Source organism: Pseudoalteromonas sp. Of7M-16 (assembly GCF_022347805.1).
GTDB lineage: Bacteria > Pseudomonadota > Gammaproteobacteria > Enterobacterales > Alteromonadaceae > Pseudoalteromonas > Pseudoalteromonas luteoviolacea_F.
Genome location: NZ_JAKRFY010000033.1, coordinates 17444 through 34314, shown reverse-complemented (window position 1 = coordinate 34314; position 16871 = coordinate 17444). Strand labels below are relative to the sequence as shown.

General features: G+C 42.0%; 14 protein-coding genes. 10 read left to right on the top strand and 4 right to left on the bottom strand.

Annotated features, from left to right (window positions below; genetic code table 11):
- Positions 1-2: 2 nt before the first annotated feature.
- Positions 3-1106, bottom strand: a complete 1104-nt coding sequence (gene dnaN / locus MHN81_RS24415) for a DNA polymerase III subunit beta (RefSeq protein WP_023400957.1) — start codon at positions 1104-1106, stop codon at positions 3-5.
- Positions 1107-1116: 10 nt separating this feature from the next.
- Positions 1117-2526 carry a chromosomal replication initiator protein DnaA gene (dnaA, locus tag MHN81_RS24410; protein WP_023400956.1) on the bottom strand — a complete coding sequence of 470 codons (1410 nt, stop codon included), beginning with the start codon at positions 2524-2526 and terminating at the stop codon, positions 1117-1119.
- A gap of 694 nt (positions 2527-3220) precedes the next feature.
- Here dnaA and rpmH point away from each other — a divergent pair.
- The 7 genes from rpmH (at position 3221) to MHN81_RS24375 (ending at position 8191) form a co-directional block, all read left to right on the top strand.
- The gene (gene rpmH, locus MHN81_RS24405; RefSeq protein ID WP_005492430.1) at positions 3221-3355 is read left to right on the top strand and encodes a 50S ribosomal protein L34; all 135 of its coding nucleotides are present in this window, start codon (positions 3221-3223) and stop codon (positions 3353-3355) included.
- Between the two features lie 5 nt (positions 3356-3360).
- Positions 3361-3774 (top strand): ribonuclease P protein component, encoded by a 414-nt coding sequence (rnpA, locus tag MHN81_RS24400; protein ID WP_211013374.1) that lies wholly within the window; start codon positions 3361-3363, stop codon positions 3772-3774.
- 107 nt (positions 3775-3881) lie between these two features.
- Positions 3882-4187 carry a membrane protein insertion efficiency factor YidD gene (gene yidD, locus MHN81_RS24395; protein WP_023400954.1) on the top strand — a complete coding sequence of 102 codons (306 nt, stop codon included), beginning with the start codon at positions 3882-3884 and terminating at the stop codon, positions 4185-4187.
- Positions 4188-4195: 8 nt separating this feature from the next.
- Positions 4196-5827 (top strand): membrane protein insertase YidC, encoded by a 1632-nt coding sequence (gene yidC, locus MHN81_RS24390; protein ID WP_239426994.1) that lies wholly within the window; start codon positions 4196-4198, stop codon positions 5825-5827.
- A gap of 462 nt (positions 5828-6289) precedes the next feature.
- Positions 6290-6958, top strand: coding sequence for a cytochrome c biogenesis protein CcdA (locus tag MHN81_RS24385; RefSeq protein ID WP_239426993.1), 669 nt, complete (start codon positions 6290-6292; stop codon positions 6956-6958).
- Between the two features lie 19 nt (positions 6959-6977).
- Positions 6978-7439, top strand: coding sequence for a TlpA disulfide reductase family protein (locus MHN81_RS24380; RefSeq protein ID WP_239426992.1), 462 nt, complete (start codon positions 6978-6980; stop codon positions 7437-7439).
- Positions 7439-8191 carry a hypothetical protein gene (locus MHN81_RS24375; RefSeq protein WP_239426991.1) on the top strand — a complete coding sequence of 251 codons (753 nt, stop codon included), beginning with the start codon at positions 7439-7441 and terminating at the stop codon, positions 8189-8191. The genes MHN81_RS24380 and MHN81_RS24375 overlap by 1 nt, the downstream gene beginning before the upstream one ends.
- Here MHN81_RS24375 and MHN81_RS24370 read toward each other — a convergent pair.
- Positions 8183-10357, bottom strand: coding sequence for a winged helix-turn-helix domain-containing protein (locus MHN81_RS24370; RefSeq protein WP_239426990.1), 2175 nt, complete (start codon positions 10355-10357; stop codon positions 8183-8185). The genes MHN81_RS24375 and MHN81_RS24370 overlap by 9 nt on opposite strands.
- Before the next feature lie 126 nt (positions 10358-10483).
- On the opposite strand from MHN81_RS24370, the gene mnmE reads away from it, so the two are divergent.
- A complete protein-coding gene (mnmE, locus tag MHN81_RS24365; protein ID WP_023400948.1) occupies positions 10484-11848 on the top strand; it encodes a tRNA uridine-5-carboxymethylaminomethyl(34) synthesis GTPase MnmE in 1365 nt (454 codons plus the stop codon).
- Between the two features lie 46 nt (positions 11849-11894).
- On the opposite strand, the gene MHN81_RS24360 is transcribed toward mnmE, so the two are convergent.
- Positions 11895-13457 carry a serine hydrolase domain-containing protein gene (locus tag MHN81_RS24360; protein WP_239426989.1) on the bottom strand — a complete coding sequence of 521 codons (1563 nt, stop codon included), beginning with the start codon at positions 13455-13457 and terminating at the stop codon, positions 11895-11897.
- 660 nt (positions 13458-14117) lie between these two features.
- Between MHN81_RS24360 and mioC the strand changes: the two genes are divergently transcribed.
- Positions 14118-14561, top strand: a complete 444-nt coding sequence (mioC, locus tag MHN81_RS24355) for an FMN-binding protein MioC (RefSeq protein WP_023400946.1) — start codon at positions 14118-14120, stop codon at positions 14559-14561.
- Between the two features lie 417 nt (positions 14562-14978).
- Positions 14979-16868, top strand: coding sequence for a tRNA uridine-5-carboxymethylaminomethyl(34) synthesis enzyme MnmG (mnmG, locus tag MHN81_RS24350; RefSeq protein ID WP_023400945.1), 1890 nt, complete (start codon positions 14979-14981; stop codon positions 16866-16868).
- Positions 16869-16871: the final 3 nt, after the last annotated feature.

Below are 16871 nucleotides of genomic sequence, written 5' to 3'. Positions count from 1 at the left end.
TTCTATAGGCGCATTGGCATTACTACGTACATCGCATCATCCTCACCACTGCCTTCAATTAAGGCACTGCTGTTCGAGTCTGCCAACGTAAACTGAACATCCTCTGTTTTCAAAGTATTCAATACGTCTAACAGATATGAAACGTTAAAACCAACTTCCAAGTCTTCGCCTTGATAGTTTACTTCTACCGTTTCTTCTGCTTGTTCTTGCTCAGGGTTGTTTGCACTTATCTTCAATACACCACTGCTGAGGTTAAGTCTAACCCCTCTGAACTTCTCGTTGGATAAGATGGAAACACGTTGAAACGCACTACGCAGCCATTCTCGGTTAGCAATAACCAATTTATCACCACCGCGTGGTAGCACTCGACGATAGTCAGGAAAGCGACCATCGACCAGCTTACTAGTAAAAATAACTTCTTGATCAATAATACGAAAGTGGTTTGCACCAAATTGTATAGTCAACTCTTCGTCATCTGCTGGCAGCAAACGCATTATTTCTAACACCCCTTTACGAGGGATGATCAACTGCCTTTGTGAACCCAAAGATTGCTCAAGTTGCTTCTGTGCAATAGCAAGGCGGTGCCCGTCAGTAGCAACGGTCTTTATTTCATTACCGTCCACTTCAAATGACATACCGTTCAAATAGTAGCGAACATCTTGATTAGCCATAGAGAAGTGAGTAGCTTCAAGTAACTTACGTAGCTCCAAGCGTGTCAGCTTAAATTCCACTTCACCTTGCCATTCTTCCAAGTTTGGAAAGTCTTCTGCTGCTAAGGTGGTTAAAGAAAAGCGACTCTTTCCACTGGTTAACAATACCTGATGCTCCTGAGAGCTAAAGTTTAGATCTGAGTTATCTGGTAAACTTTTACAAATATCTAAAAGCTTTTTCGCAGGCAATGTTAACTTCGTATCCGCAGTGTCATTATCTAGCGTGACAGACGCGACTAATTCAATTTCAAGATCGGTGCCCGTCATAGACAGCACACCATTTTTCACTTCTAAAAGCACATTAGACAGAATAGGTAGTGTGTGCTTGCGCTCAATTGCGCCAGACACTTGCATTAACGGCTTTAAAAACTGTTCTCTTACTATCGTTATTTGCATCACTTAACCCTTAAGATGACAATGTTCTGATCAAGTTTTGATAATCTTCTTTTACTTCGTGGCTCTCTTCACGAAGCTCTTTTACTTTACGACAGGCATGCAACACCGTTGTATGATCTCTGCCACCAAACGCATCGCCAATTTCTGGCAAGCTATGGTTGGTTAATTCTTTGGACAGAGCCATGGCTACTTGTCTTGGTCGTGCAACAGATCGACTGCGTCGCTTGGAAAGCAAATCAGATACGCGAATACGATAATACTCAGCCACTGTTCTTTGAATATTATCTATCGTAACCAGCTTGTCTTGAAGCGCCAATAAGTCTCTGAGCGCCTCTTTAACAAACTCAATTGAAATTGGTCGACCGGTAAAGTTGGCATTTGCGATAACGCGGTTTAAGGCCCCTTCCAACTCTCGAACATTTGAACGTAGTTTTTTGGCGATAAAAAATGCCACTTCGTGTGGTAAGTTGATGTTACTTTGCTGAGCCTTTTTCATCAAAATAGCCACCCGAGTTTCAAGTTCAGGTGGTTCAATCGCAATTGTTAGGCCCCAGCCAAACCGGGATTTTAGTCTATCTTCAACACCTTCAATTTCTTTAGGATAGCGATCTGATGTCAGGATAATTTGCTGATTACCTTCTAACAGCGCATTAAAGGTGTGAAAAAACTCTTCTTGTGAGCGCTCTTTGTTAGCAAAGAATTGAATATCATCAATCATCAATGCATCAACACTGCGGTAGTAACGTTTAAAGTCTTCGATCGCATTGTTTTGCAGCGCTTTAACCATATCTTGTACAAAACGCTCTGAATGCATATATACAATTTTGGCATCTGGTTTTTTATCAATAATACCGTTGCCAACAGCGTGCAATAAATGCGTTTTACCCAAGCCAGTACCGCCGTATATAAATACAGGGTTAAACGCCGAACCTGGATTGTCTGCAACTTGCGTCGCAGCAGCTTTTGCAAGTTGATTAGACTTACCTTCGACAAAATTATCAAAAGTATAATTTTCTTTGATATTTGATTTAACGCTAGATTTCGGAGCCGGCTCAACTTTCACTTCGTTAACAGGCATATGTGCCGTGCTTTTTGACGACACCTGTGCCGCGCTTGGCGCTTGTGTTTCGCCACCAGAAGTATCCGCTGTTACTTGAGGTTGTACCTGCGCCATTGGCTTGCTGCCAACATCGAAGCGCAATTCCGGCGCTTCATCTCCACAGATCTCAATCAGGAGCTCATTTATTCTATTTAAGTACTTTTCTCGAACCCAATCCAACACAAATCGATTAGGTGCATAGATGGTTAAAGTATCTTCGGTACTTTCTGCTTGTAGTGGCCTAACCCACATATTGAACTGCTGCGATGGCAGCTCATCTTGCAAAACATATAAACAACTTTGCCAAACCGACAGATACACATTGCACTCCGAACTAGTTATTATTCCCGTACATCTTTAATGTCGGCTTTTTGCATTCATTCACAAAATAACCAACAGAGTTATTCACAGCTAACTCAGAGATCTACGGAAATGTTTGTATATTATCAATTATTCACAGGTGGAAGCCGGATATTATGAAGTGTTCTTATCCACAACATCAATATTGACTTTTTAAAAAATTAAGATCTCACCAAACAAAAAACACAACCCAATGTTTTATAAGACATTTTAATTTTATTAATTTCCAAAGATCTTATCAAAAAAAGAGCAAGATCTCACCATAAAATTAAGATCAATTTGAGTTTTCCAAAGGTTGTTGGCAATTTTCACCCAAGCGCTGTGGAAAACCCTTCAAAGATCAATTAACTTGATCCACAACTTAGATCTGGATCTTATATAGATAGATCCCAATAAATGATCCTTCTTATATATAGCTATAAAAAAGCAGTTGGTATAAAGGTAAAGCACAACCTCTACATATACCTTATTAAGGTATAAAACCTTTCATTTCTGTTCTTTTTCATCCAGATTGCCTATAAAATAAGCCTAACAACACAATTATGATTGACTTTCACGCGCGTCGGCTTTAATATCTCGCGCTCGCAATGGCACCTGTGCCAGGATCGCGACCTGCATAGGATGTTTTAACTTTAACCGATCGGATGGATTAGTTATGAAAAGAACTTTTCAACCAAGCGTACTTAAACGCAAGCGTACTCACGGTTTCCGTGCTCGCATGGCTACTAAAAATGGCCGTAAAGTACTAGCACGTCGTCGTGCTAAAGGCCGTAAAGAACTATCTGCTTAATATAAGTGGAAGGTTTAGGCTTCAGCAGGGAGTTACGTCTGTTAACTCCCTCGCATTACTCTCGAATATTTCAAGAACCTGCTCGCGCAGCGACTCCTGTTTTTACTCTCTTGGCAAAACCGAATGATGTTGGTCATCCACGTCTTGGATTAACCGTTGCTAAAAAACGCTGTAAAAAAGCATGTCAACGCAACCGCATTAAACGCCTAGCACGTGAAAGCTTTCGTCTTAACCGCCATAAACTAGATAACATCGATATTGTGTTAATGGTCAAAACGGGTGTAGACGAACAATCCAATGAAGAGTTGACGAAACAACTTAACAAACTTTGGCGCAAAGTGAACGAACGTTGTAAACCAGGCGCACCAAAACCCAAACATCATAAAAAACGTCCAACCAATAAAAAGCCTAAAAAATAACAGCGCTTTTATACTTCTATAACTGTCCTAACATGGCTATTTTAAGCGAATTAGGGTAAGGTTAGCTCACCTTTTAATCACTCAATTATCGAGTCTACCTCGCGACTATGAAACACGCCTCAAAGACAAAAAGCGAGTGGAAACGATTGGTGGATTATCCGCTTTCGGTAATACGTCTGTTTTTGATAACGCTTATCAAAGCCTATCAAAAATTTATCAGTCCAATGCTTGGACCGCATTGCCGGTTTAATCCAACATGCTCAAGTTATGCAATTCAGGCAATTAATTTACACGGAATTGCAAAAGGGAGTTGGTTAGCGGTTAAACGCATATTAAAATGTCACCCTTTAAGCGCAGGTGGGGATGACCCCGTCCCTGAGAAATCGAATCAAGATAAACAACACGAGAAATAAGAGCTGTTATGGAATCGCAACGCACGTTTTTATTGATCGGATTGCTTTTAGTATCTTTTTTGCTATTCAGCGAATGGCAAGAAGAGCAAGCTCAGAGCAAAGCCGAGACCAGTGCTGTCACACAAGTGGCCACTTCACCTTCAAATACCGATCAAGCGGATATTCCAGCTTCTAGTGAAGCGGATGTACCGGTTGCACAAACTCAAGCGGTTCGTTCTGTGATCACAGTAACGACTGATGTGCTTGCCGTTAAAATCGACACTAAAGGTGGTGATATTGTTGAAGCCAAATTACTTCAACACGCTGACACGCATGGTAGCGATATACCTTACTTACTACTTGGTGAATTTGAAGGGAAGCAATATCTTTCACAAAGCGGGTTAATTGGTCTAAATGGCCCTGACGCATCAAGTGAAGGTCGCCCTGTTTATCAAACTGAACAAAGTAATTACACTTTATCAGGTGATGAATTGCGCGTACCTTTAACATTTGTCGACAGCAAGGGCGTCCAGTTTACTAAAACATTTGTATTCAAAGCAGGCCAATATGATGTCTCTATGGAATACGATGTTGTAAACGCAACGGACAACCCAGTCCAAGTTCAGCTGTACACGCAAATCAAGCGTACAGCACAAGACAAAGACAGCATGGTTGACCAAACGTTCTTAGGCACAGCATATGGCACACAAGATGAGCCTTATGAAAAGTATTCTTTCGATGATATGGCTAAAGCTAATCTGAACGAAAATACGTTAGGTGGCTATGTATCGTTTATCCAGCATTACTTTGTTAGTGCGTGGGTACCACAACAGGATGTCAACAACACCATTTACACCTCTCTTAGAAATAATCAAGGTATCATTGGTGCAAAGGGCGAGCCGGTAAACATTCAGGCCAATTCCGAAGCCAAGCTTTCTGCTATCTATTATATGGGCCCGAAAGATACCGATGCACTTGAAGCTATTCATGAAGATTTGGACCTGACAGTTGACTATGGCTGGTTGTTCTTCATCTCTCAACCGCTTCTAGTACTACTAAAATTCCTTTACGGCATTTTAGGCAACTGGGGTCTGGCTATCATAGGTATCACGGTGATCGTGAAAACATTCCTTTACCCGCTGACAAAAGCGCAATATACCTCTATGGCAAAAATGCGTGCACTACAGCCTAAGATGCAGCAGCTAAAAGAGCGTTACGGTGATGACCGCCAGAAGTTTGGTCAAGCCATGATGGAAATGTACCGCAAGGAAAAAGTAAACCCTATGGGTGGCTGTTTCCCACTGTTATTACAGATGCCTATCTTCTTAGCGCTTTTCTATGTATTCCTAGAATCAACAGAGTTACGTCACGCTGAGTTTGGCTTATGGCTAACAGACCTCTCTGCAATGGACCCATACTACGTACTTCCAATTCTATTTGGTGCAAGTATGTTCCTAACGCAAAAGCTACAACCAATGACTATCACAGATCCTATGCAACAAAAAATGATGACATATATGCCTGTTGTATTCTCTGTCTTCTTTATTTGGTTCCCATCAGGTCTGGTACTTTATTGGCTAGTCTCTAACTTAATCTCAATCGCACAGATGCTTATCATCTACCGTGGTATGGAGAAAAAGGGCATTAAAGTACGCGATTAATGCGAATGCTCATTTTTAAAAACGCCCGCTTTTGCGGGCGTTTTTGTTATATAGCTTGTACATACAACCTATCCAAAAACCCGAAACACTTTGCTTCACAGTTCTAAAAAGCATAATCAACTCACTGAATGAAAGGCAGTTATCTGCTTTATATGTCATTCAAACAGGACTCAATTTTAGCGCCCTAAAAGTTATCCCACTCCAACCACAAACGTATTTTTTGCCAGACACCAGTGTGCCCTGCTGCTGAATTTAGATCTTTCATTAGGTAGTGCCATCGCTGCTTTGTTGCAAACAAAGCTTGTTCAGCTCACCTATAAAATCAATTTCCAATGAGAAAAATAAAACATTACAAAACAGACATTTGATAATTTTTTATATTGATTTGATGACGCTTTGATAGGTCGATTTAACGCTAATGTGCATGCTGATACACACTCAAAACAAGATGAGAATAACGAAATGGAGCAACAAATTATTGGGACCTTGAACAGTTTAGATCTAAATGGCTGGCTAATTCCCACAGTGTTTTTGGTCGGGCTGCTAACCAGCTTAACGCCCTGTGTTTACCCTATTTTACCTATAACCATTGCAACATTTGCGCAAAGAAAATACACACGCATTGCGCCTCTACTATATTGCCTGGGTTTTGCGCTCATTTATGCAGGGCTCGGCTTAGCAGCAGCGTTGACCGGCAATCTATTTGGCCAAGTCGCCAGTAACCCCTGGATACTACTGATATTTGCCAATATTTTGCTCTATTTTGCTGCCATAAATCTGGGAATTGTTTCTTTGCCGGCACTACCAAATCAACGGCAACAGCGTAGCACGATGCCATTTATGGCGGGTATGGCTAGCGCACTGGTTGCCGCCCCTTGCACCTCACCTGTATTAGGCGCATTGCTTATACTTGTCGCATCCAACCAACACCCGCTGCTTGGCGCTATTTTACTATTTAGTTTTGCGCTGGGCATGAGTGCGTTACTTCTGCTGGCAGGAACAAGCACAAGACTGCTCTCTAAACTGCCAAAGTCGGGAAAGTGGCTCTCATATATCAGTAACTTCACAGCGCTCACCTTAGTGGCGATGGCGCAGTACTTTTTAATTCAAGCAGGTAAAAGCTGGCTCTAACATCTCAAAAAAGGAAATTATGATGAAACCCCTCCTCCCGTTATTAATGTTATTCACAACACAAGTATTTTCAGCCACAGCTCCCTATCCTCCGCTCAATGCTACAACGCTGGATGCTCAGCAAGTTTCAAGCAAAGCGAAAGTGACATATCTCAAGTTTTGGGCTACTTGGTGTGCATATTGTGTAGAAGAAATGCCACTCTTAGAACAAAGCTATCAACAAGCAAACGATGGCTACCAAGTTATTGCCATTAATATTGGTTTTAATCAATCTCAGCGTGGCGTTGTCAGTTACCTCAAAAAACATGACTATCAATTCCCGACGGTCTTTGACAGCGATGGCAGTATTACACGCCAATATCAAGTTCTGGGTACGCCACAACATATCTTGTTAGACGGACATGGTAACGAACTATATCGCAGTGCCCTCTTTACAGATGAACTTGCAAATAAGCTCAGTAAGTTACAAGGGAGTCGCTAATGTATATACAAGTTAAAAGGCTCATAATCTTGGGGTTTTTGTTACTTTCCTATAATGCTCAAAGCACCACAGTCGAGTATGTATTCATTAATATATGGGACGAGTATACGCATACAACACAGCTGCCGAATACCAAGGTAAAACGTATTTTCATACAACCAGACATCAATGTAGATAAAGCCAGCGTAGAGCTATTTATTGATGCATACCCAATATATCAAGGTCTCACCATAGATAAACACAATCACTTGATGAACAGGTTTCAAGTGAGGAAAACGCCGACTAGCGTGCTGGTGGAGAATGAGCAAGTTATATCGAAAAGACCGTTAACTACAACAGCAAAGACAACTTCTAAACCGAAGCGCTCTTCACCATTGCAAACCTTGTCAGGGAAACCGCTGTTAAAAACACGTTTGCAACAAGACTATCAAGTGCTATTTTTTAGCGACAGTTTGTGCCCCTTCCAGCATATTCCTGCATGTGAAAAACGCATTGCTCAAAACAACCAATTGGCGAAAAAAAGACCTGAAAAATTTTTAACCGTGATCAAACCTTTTTATGTCGACGAACATAGTGCCTATGCATATAAAAAACGCTTTGCCGTGCAACATGATATGGTCTTTGATACATATAATCAGCTATTCGAATATTATCAAATAACTGAATTGCCTTACTGGGTCGTATTCGACACTCAAGGAAAAGTTATTTATAGAAGTGCACATATGCCTACAAGGGATCATATCTCACTCTAGAACCCATTTACTTTGACAATACACACTGTAGGGCGCATCCAAGAGCATTATCTGCTTGATGCTATTGCGTCGCCCTGCTTGTTGTTTATATTCGTCGAGCTGCTGCAATAAAGGTGCACTGTTTTTTAGCACACTCAACATCTCAGTGCTCTTTTTTTCAAGTGCATTATTTTGTGTCATATGCGCCGCAATGGATGAGTAAAACAACATCAAATGCGCGTCTTTATTTTTATCTAAATCGACCAAGCTAATTGCACGCTCAGGCTGACCGCGCATAATATGTATATACATCTGAGTATACGCGGCATAAGTTGCAGCTTCATTGATTGAAAAGCGCTGGTAATCAGCCAGAGCGCGTTCAGTCAGTGTTTGTGCTTTATCTAAATTACCAAGTTTTAGCCAAGTCCAAGCTAACAATAGTGTCGCATTTGTACGTGTCATAACAGAAGTATCTGGCTCAGCCAGTAGCACGTTAAATTGCCGTTGAGCAGCTTGAATAGCATCCATATCACTGTGGGTGAGGCCAATGTCCATAAACGCCATAGCCTTGAGCAAATTAAGCTGCTCGACAGCTGAGTTAAACTGTTCGTTTACTTCAACCTGATTGAGATAATAGAGTGCTTTTTCCCCTTTGTGTAGCTGTATATAGTAAAAACCCAAGTAAGTAAGCACTTGCATTCTAAAGTGAAGATTACCGCTATCAGAGACGATCTGAAGTGCCTCCAATAAACTCTTTTCACTTTCGCTCACCGGGACTAAATAGTTTTGACCATACGCGAATAAGCTTTTTGCCAAGTCAATTTTATCCTTGCTCTGGCGGTAATATTCAATAGCATGACTCAGCACTTTTTTACTCTGCGCTAGGTTGAGCTGGCTTTTACCTTGTGGACCTGCAGCTGGCGGATTCGCCAAATAAAATGAGCGCTGTGCTTCACTGTATGCAAATGACCGACTACCAACAAGTGCGTAGGCTGCATTCATCGCCATCGTGTAATCCTGCCATTGCAATAAATGCCAAGCAACGTCGGCCTTAAGTTGATAAGCACTGGCTATCAATTCAATTTGCTGGCTATGCTGCGCCATGATGAGCGCAGACTGGGCATTTTTCTCTGCTTGCGAAAACTCACCAAGTGCCTTTTGAAATGCCCCTAAATAAAGATAGTAACGCGCTTGTAAAACGGTAGATGCATGGGTGATGTCCAAAGCTGCAAAGCGCGCTCTTGCATGTGTTATATCACCTTGATGCCATGCAATTTGAGCCAGCTCCAATTGTGAGGGTAAATGATGGGGCGCTAAGATCAATGCAGCTTCAAAATAAGGTTTAGCTAATTGAGGCCCAAACTCATTCAAAGCTTGAAGCCCGCGATAATAGTCGGCGAACCCAGGACTTGGCTCGATGTGATCGTCTCGACGCGCCACTTGACCTTGTAACATAAACAGCAATTGCTGTGCGATCTCAGTAAAGTTTTGATCTAAATGTTCCACCACCACTTCTGCATGACGACTATCGAGCTTAGCCTGCAATAAAAAGCGTTGTTGCATTGGTTTTAGCGTCAGCCTTAACTGTGACGGTTGCTCCTCTGTTGGCAGCTTCAGTAGCTCAGGAGTCTGACTTTTTGGCAGTAATTGATGGGTGTGTTGTAGATGTTCCTTAAGAACGCTTTCGAGTGCATAACCCCACCATGCGTTGGCTTGCACGCCGGTTTCATTGCGCATCGGCAAAATCAAAAGTGCAGACTTTTGAATCTCTTGTACTTCAACTTTCTCCATAAATGACAAGGTTACGATTGACGTACCGACCGTAATAGCCGCAGCACCACATAAGGCCAACACTAACTTTAGCCGTTTTCTTGCGCACTTTTGGGCTTTAACATCGCAGATCCATTGATAGCCTTGTTGCGGCAATGTCCGAATATAGGTTGGCTGCTGTGCGTCGTCACCTAGAGCTTGCCGCAATTCATTGATGCTCTGTGTCAGCGCCGCTTCTCTATATTCTCCATGTTGCCATAAGTCTGAAAGTAGCGTCTCCCGTTTGATCACTTGATGTGGATTTGCCAAAAAGTAAGCTAGCAGCTGCAGTACTTTAGGCCGCAGGGAGTAGCGATCTTGTTGGTTGTACAAAACCAACTTTTCAGCGTCAAATCGGAATGGGCCAAATAGCAACACGAAGTGGGTCTTCCTTAATCTCTATATCTTGAGTAATTCACTTTATTCATTCCCTTCCACTATACCTGAGAAATGCCAATTGCTGTACAATTGAGCTCAGAACACACTCATTTAGCAAGAGTCATCATGATTGCACAAGATACGATAGCAGCTCAGGCAACCGCACCCGGTCGTGGCGGTGTAGGGATAATTCGAATTTCAGGCACAGCAGCGAAGTTAGTTGCAGAAAAAATCTTGGGTAAATGCCCAAAGACACGATATGCCGAATATTTACCATTTAATACCCTAGCTGGAGAGCAACTCGATCAAGGTATCGCATTGTTTTTCCAAGGACCTAACTCCTTTACAGGAGAAGATGTGTTGGAATTACAAGGCCATGGTGGCCCTGTTGTCATTGATATGCTGCTCAAAGAGATCAGCCAAATTGACGGCGTCAGATTGGCCAAACCGGGTGAATTTTCTGAGCGTGCATTTATGAATGACAAACTCGATTTAACCCAAGCCGAAGCAATTGCCGATCTAATTAATGCTACCAGTGAACAAGCTGCAAAGAGTGCTCTACATTCGTTGCAAGGTGATTTCTCAAAACATATTAATGTGCTGGTGGAGCAAGTTATCCACTTGCGAATGTATGTTGAAGCGGCCATTGATTTTCCAGATGAAGAAATTGATTTTTTATCAGATGGTAAGGTCGCAGGCGATTTACAAGCGATCATCACACAATTAACTGAGGTTCGGCGTCAAGCCAAACAAGGCAGTATCATGCGTGAGGGTATGCGTGTTGTCATTGCTGGCCGTCCTAATGCTGGTAAGTCCTCTTTGTTAAATGCGCTTGCTGGTCGAGAAGCAGCCATCGTGACAGATATTGCAGGCACTACCCGAGATGTTTTAAGAGAGCATATTCATATTGATGGCATGCCACTGCATATTATCGATACAGCGGGACTGCGCGATAGCCCTGACAAAGTTGAACAAATCGGTATCGAACGAGCCTGGGAAGAGATCAGCGGCGCAGATCATGTTTTGTTTATGGTCGATGGTACAGATACCCAAGAAACCGATCCGCTAAAAATTTGGCCTGAATTTATGGAAAAGCTGCCAACAGGCATGGAAATCACAGTCATTCGCAATAAAATCGATCTTTGTGGCGAGCAACAAGGGCTGTGCCAACAGGGAAATTACCCTGTTTTAAGACTCAGCGCGCAAGCCAATACTGGCATTGATACTTTGCGAGAACACCTCAAAGCGTGTATCGGATTTACCGGTGCAAATGAAGGTGGGTTCATGGCTCGCCGCCGTCACCTCGATGCGCTAGAACGTGCAGCTGAACACCTAGAAATAGGCCAAACACAATTAGAAATGCACGTTGCTGGTGAAATATTAGCCGAAGAACTGCGCTTAACTCAGCAACACTTGAATGAAATTACCGGTGAATTTACATCAGATGACTTACTAGGCAAAATCTTCAGTTCATTCTGTATCGGTAAATAACTCATGAGATACCCGCTGCTCACGCATCGGGTATCCTATTCCCACATTATTTACCAGATGCGAGCGGCATTGCACCTTTAATACCCAATTTATGTAGTAATTGGATGGCGCCGTATTCAAAATCATACAAGCTGTCTGACACGACTTGGTGATTCGCGGTGATCACTCGGATACCAAGCGGTTCTACCATTGCTGCGTTTACCCCCCAAAACCCTGAATGACCAACACTTTCAAAGCCATTCATTTGGTATTTTGCCAATGCCAGTCCATATGACTCCGATATACCTTCTTGTGATCTTACAGGCATCCAATGAGATTGAATTGCTTCATTTAAAATAGGATCTTGAACCAATGTACGCTGGTGGAGTGCTGTAAAATACAGATTAAGATCATCAAGTGTGGATACGATCCCGCCTCCAGCCCAAGCAAAGGAGGTATTCACGCCTAGTTCCACAATATTGTGATTTCCATACAGTGCAGGTGGAATATCCTCAAAATCGGCAGCGATATTGAAGTAATGTTCAACAATTTTATCATCCCCCCGAGCTGGTTCATGTTGATCCATATAAGTATTATTCATACCTAGCGGCAAGTACACCCGCTCATACAGCAATTGCTCAAAGCTTTTTCCTGTATATTTCTCAAGCGCCCAAGCTAAAATATCCGTATTGCTGTTGCCGTATAAATGCTGCTCACCTGGCATATCACCAAGCGACTGCGTGATACCTCGTCGCAATAGATCTTCAATCAATAAGTCAGAATGCCACACAGCTGGAATATCTTCTCCAGTTCCTAGCAGCGCAGCTTGAAAGGATCGTGTATCTGGCGCGTTCAAGTCTGATAGGTAAGAAACAAAGTCTTCAATGCCACTACTTTGATCCAACAACTGTCGTACCGTGATCGCCCCACCCCGTTTAACGCCATTTAGAACATGAAAGTCTTCCACTTGATAACCGCTTGGCATATCTGTTTCTGAGACTAACTCAGCAAGTGTGGTGTCCAGTGTAATAACACCTTCATCAATTAAGGAAAAAGTAACACCAGCACTGAGGGTTTTTGAAATGCTTGCAATACGAAATGGCGTATCTATCAATAAAGGGACTCGATCATCTTTATCCCTATACCCGACCGCTCCTCGCCATACTTGGCCTTCAATACCAAAATCTACAAGTGCTTGCATCCCGGGAACCAGTTCTTTCGATTCACTGTACGTGTCGCTGAGTAATTTGTCTAACTGCGGGAAAACAGCCTCTTCAAGGCTTTGTGCTGTGATTACAAAACGCGACTTTTCCTTTAAACGCCATATATCTTTTGCTTCAACTTCAAATATATACTCCCCGGCTTTGGCTGGCAAAGTGACCTCTATGGACTGATCTTTAATGCCATCAACTTCAAGGGTTGCCTGGGCTGGTCCTGAGATTTGGCGCCATTTAATTTCCTTTAAATTATTGTCTTTATCACTCACAACAGCCGTCAATGACAGCTGCGTTGTCACTACCGCACTATGATTTGGCTGTGCAATTTCAATATCCGGTGCATGGTTGTTGTTATTGCAGCCAGTCAATAAACTGCAAATTAAGCTAGGTAAAACTAAGTTCTTTGGTTTCATTTCATCGCTCCTTTGATCAATGAAGCGATCTTAGTTCCTAACTAACATGCGAGACTGTCTAAAATTCGTTTAAAAGTGAGAACAAATGTACACATTTCATACAAAACAATGAATAACTCTGGAAAGTTTTTACGTACCCGACACTGCCACCTAAATAATATCGGACATAATGAACAAACTCATATTGATAAAACACCAAGATCGCAGAGAAAAACGACCTTTTTTACTGGATCAGCGCAGAAAACGACTCTCTTCAGCCCGTAAAAATGACTAAAAACAAGATCTTTTAGAATATTTTCTTATATAGATCAAACTTTATAGATCCAAAAAAATAAGATCATCACATCAAAAAAGATCTTTATTCATGCACAATTATCCACACATCGGCATTTAGCCATACGCCATTCATTTTAAGTGCTTGTGAAAGGCAAATCCTCTCCCCCACATAACCCACTTACACCCTGCTTATCCACAATTATTAAAGAATTAACGCAGCAGGAATAATTTATTTACACACTTTAAATCAACAACTTAATACAACCACCCCACAAAAGAGCGAAATTTCATCTAATTATTTTTATCCCAAGGGTGAAGTAACACTTTACTTCTTTTTGATCCCCATTATTATGAGCCACATATACAGAGAGATATTGAGATACGATGAGTAATATTGAGATCATTATTGGTAGTCAAATGGGTTCGGCTGAATATGTTGCAGAACAATTAGCAGAGGATCTAAATGCCCGCGCTTTAACATGCAATGTACATGAACAACCAGATTTATCTGAATGCGCAAGCAATGTATGGCTACTAGTTACCTCTACGTACGGTGCGGGTGATTATCCAGAAAACTTATTGCCTTTTATCTCTCAGCTTGATGAACAAGCAGATCTTAGTCATGTCCGCTTTGCCGTTGTTGGCATCGGCGACTCAAGCTATGACACCTATAACTATGCAGCTATCAATAGTGAAAAGCTTTTAATTGAAAAAGGTGCGCAGGCGCTTTTGCCAACACTCAAGATAGATGTATTAGATGAAGCACTACCTGAAGATACCGCACTAGCTTGGTTACCTCAGTTTAGTGAGCAGGTAGCAAATAACTAAATAAGATCAGTTCTTCATAAGTTATCCACATTTTCTTATTTTTGAAACACCATATGTGGATAACCTTTGATCTAACTGCTGATCTAGTATTACTTATCCATTGGATAAATTTAATCGGATTTGTGGCTGTGAATAAATAGGCTATTTGATCAAAGCTTATCCGCCCTTAGATCCGATCTAATTCACACTATATGATCTGACTTAAGTCTATGGATCACAATAGGAATATAACCTTATTCACAGATCTAGCCTTGACTAAATATAAGATCAATAAAGATCTTTAAAAAGATCCTTATATATTTTAAGAGATCCATTTTTGGCTTTGGCTAATATTTAATCGTTTCACTTCTGCGTTTTTCTAGGTAGAATACGCACCCTTTCGAAATTTGCTGGTTGTTTTTAAGTAGGATCCCGTAAATGATTTATCATGAACATTTTGACGTAATCGTGGTTGGTGGCGGTCATGCTGGTACAGAAGCTGCGTTGGCAGCTGCACGTATGGGTATGAATACCTTATTGTTAACTCACAATATGGATACTTTAGGCCAAATGTCTTGTAACCCAGCGATCGGCGGGATCGGCAAAGGTCACTTAGTGAAAGAGATCGATGCACTTGGTGGCGCGATGGCACAAGCGATCGATAAAGGCGGGATCCAGTTTAGAACGCTAAACTCATCTAAAGGTCCAGCCGTAAGAGCAACTAGAGCACAAGCAGATCGCGCATTGTACAAAGCTGCGATCCAAGATACTTTGCAAAACCAAGCTAATTTAAAAGTATTCCAACAAAGCTGTGATGATCTGATCGTAGAGCAGGATCAAGTCAAAGGTGTGGTTACACAAATGGGTTTGCGCTTTAGCGCACAATCCGTAGTGCTAACAGTAGGTACTTTCTTAGGTGGCCAGATCCATATTGGCCTTGAAAACTACAAAGGTGGTAGAGCAGGGGATCCACCTTCAATTGCGCTGGCACACCGTTTACGTGAATTACCGTTCAGAGTAGATAGACTTAAAACAGGTACTCCACCACGTATTGATGCGCGTACTGTAGATTTCTCTGTTATGCAAGAACAACCGGGTGATACGCCTACACCAGTATTCTCATTTTTGGGCAAACAATCAGATCATCCTAAGCAGATCCCTTGTTATATAACTTATACAAATGAGAAAACCCATGATGTGATCCGTGAAAACTTACATCGTTCTCCTATGTATGCTGGTGTTATTGAAGGTGTCGGACCGCGATATTGCCCGTCAATAGAAGATAAAATCGTGCGTTTTGCAGATAAAGAAAAGCACCAGATCTTTGTTGAACCTGAGGGGCTTACATCTTATGAGCTATATCCTAATGGTATTTCCACCAGCTTACCTTTTGATATTCAGTTAGATATTGTCCGTTCCATCAAAGGGTTTGAAAATGCTCATATTTGTCGTCCGGGCTACGCCATTGAATACGACTTTTTTGACCCTAGAGATCTAAAGCAATCTCTTGAGACTAAATTCATTAATGGTCTTTTCTTTGCTGGACAAATTAATGGTACGACTGGCTATGAAGAGGCGGGGGCACAGGGGTTAATCGCGGGTATGAACGCTGCGCTGCAAGTTAAAGGAGAAGATCCTTGGACACCTCGTCGTGATGAAGCCTATACAGGTGTTTTGATTGACGATCTAGCAACTCTGGGTACAAAAGAACCTTATCGTATGTTTACCAGTCGTGCTGAGTATCGCTTACTATTACGTGAGGATAACGCTGACTTGCGCCTTACAGAAAAAGGCCGTGAGCTTGGTTTGGTAAATGATGAGCGTTGGGCTGCATTTAATAACAAGCTAGAAGTAATGGAGCAAGAGGCACAACGTCTTCGTTCTACTTGGATCCACAAGGATCATGAGGCCTTAGATCAGGTCAACGCATTACTTAAATCACCACTGACACGAGAAGCCAGCCTTGAAGATTTGATCCGTCGCCCTGAAGTGAGCTATCGCGAATTGATGGCCATTGATGGGTTAGCCAGTGAACACGATAACTGGCCAGCCCTTGAGCAGGTGGAAATTCAGACTAAATATGCTGGGTATATAGCGCGCCAACAAGACGAGATTAATAAACAGCTTCGCCACGAAGAAACTTTGCTACCAGCCGAATTTGATTACAGTCAGGTAAGTGGCTTGTCTAACGAGGTGGTTGCTAAGCTTACCGACGCGCGCCCACAAACGATTGGTCAAGCATCGCGTATTTCTGGTATCACCCCAGCCGCTATTTCGCTATTATTAGTCTATCTGAAAAAGCAAGGGCTGTTACGCAAGTCAGCGTAGCAG

What these genes read in the sequence shown, in the direction of transcription:
- yidC (WP_239426994.1), top strand. Translation starts at nt 4,196, where the DNA reads ATGGAATCGCAACGCACGTTTTTATTGATCGGATTGCTTTTAGTATCT.
- yidD (WP_023400954.1), top strand. Translation starts at nt 3,882, where the DNA reads ATGAAACACGCCTCAAAGACAAAAAGCGAGTGGAAACGATTGGTGGAT.
- mnmE (WP_023400948.1), top strand. Translation starts at nt 10,484, where the DNA reads ATGATTGCACAAGATACGATAGCAGCTCAGGCAACCGCACCCGGTCGT.
- mioC (WP_023400946.1), top strand. Translation starts at nt 14,118, where the DNA reads ATGAGTAATATTGAGATCATTATTGGTAGTCAAATGGGTTCGGCTGAA.
- MHN81_RS24360 (WP_239426989.1), bottom strand. Translation starts at nt 13,457, where the DNA reads ATGAAACCAAAGAACTTAGTTTTACCTAGCTTAATTTGCAGTTTATTG.
- MHN81_RS24375 (WP_239426991.1), top strand. Translation starts at nt 7,439, where the DNA reads ATGTATATACAAGTTAAAAGGCTCATAATCTTGGGGTTTTTGTTACTT.
- rpmH (WP_005492430.1), top strand. Translation starts at nt 3,221, where the DNA reads ATGAAAAGAACTTTTCAACCAAGCGTACTTAAACGCAAGCGTACTCAC.
- MHN81_RS24380 (WP_239426992.1), top strand. Translation starts at nt 6,978, where the DNA reads ATGATGAAACCCCTCCTCCCGTTATTAATGTTATTCACAACACAAGTA.
- MHN81_RS24385 (WP_239426993.1), top strand. Translation starts at nt 6,290, where the DNA reads ATGGAGCAACAAATTATTGGGACCTTGAACAGTTTAGATCTAAATGGC.
- dnaN (WP_023400957.1), bottom strand. Translation starts at nt 1,106, where the DNA reads ATGCAAATAACGATAGTAAGAGAACAGTTTTTAAAGCCGTTAATGCAA.
- mnmG (WP_023400945.1), top strand. Translation starts at nt 14,979, where the DNA reads ATGATTTATCATGAACATTTTGACGTAATCGTGGTTGGTGGCGGTCAT.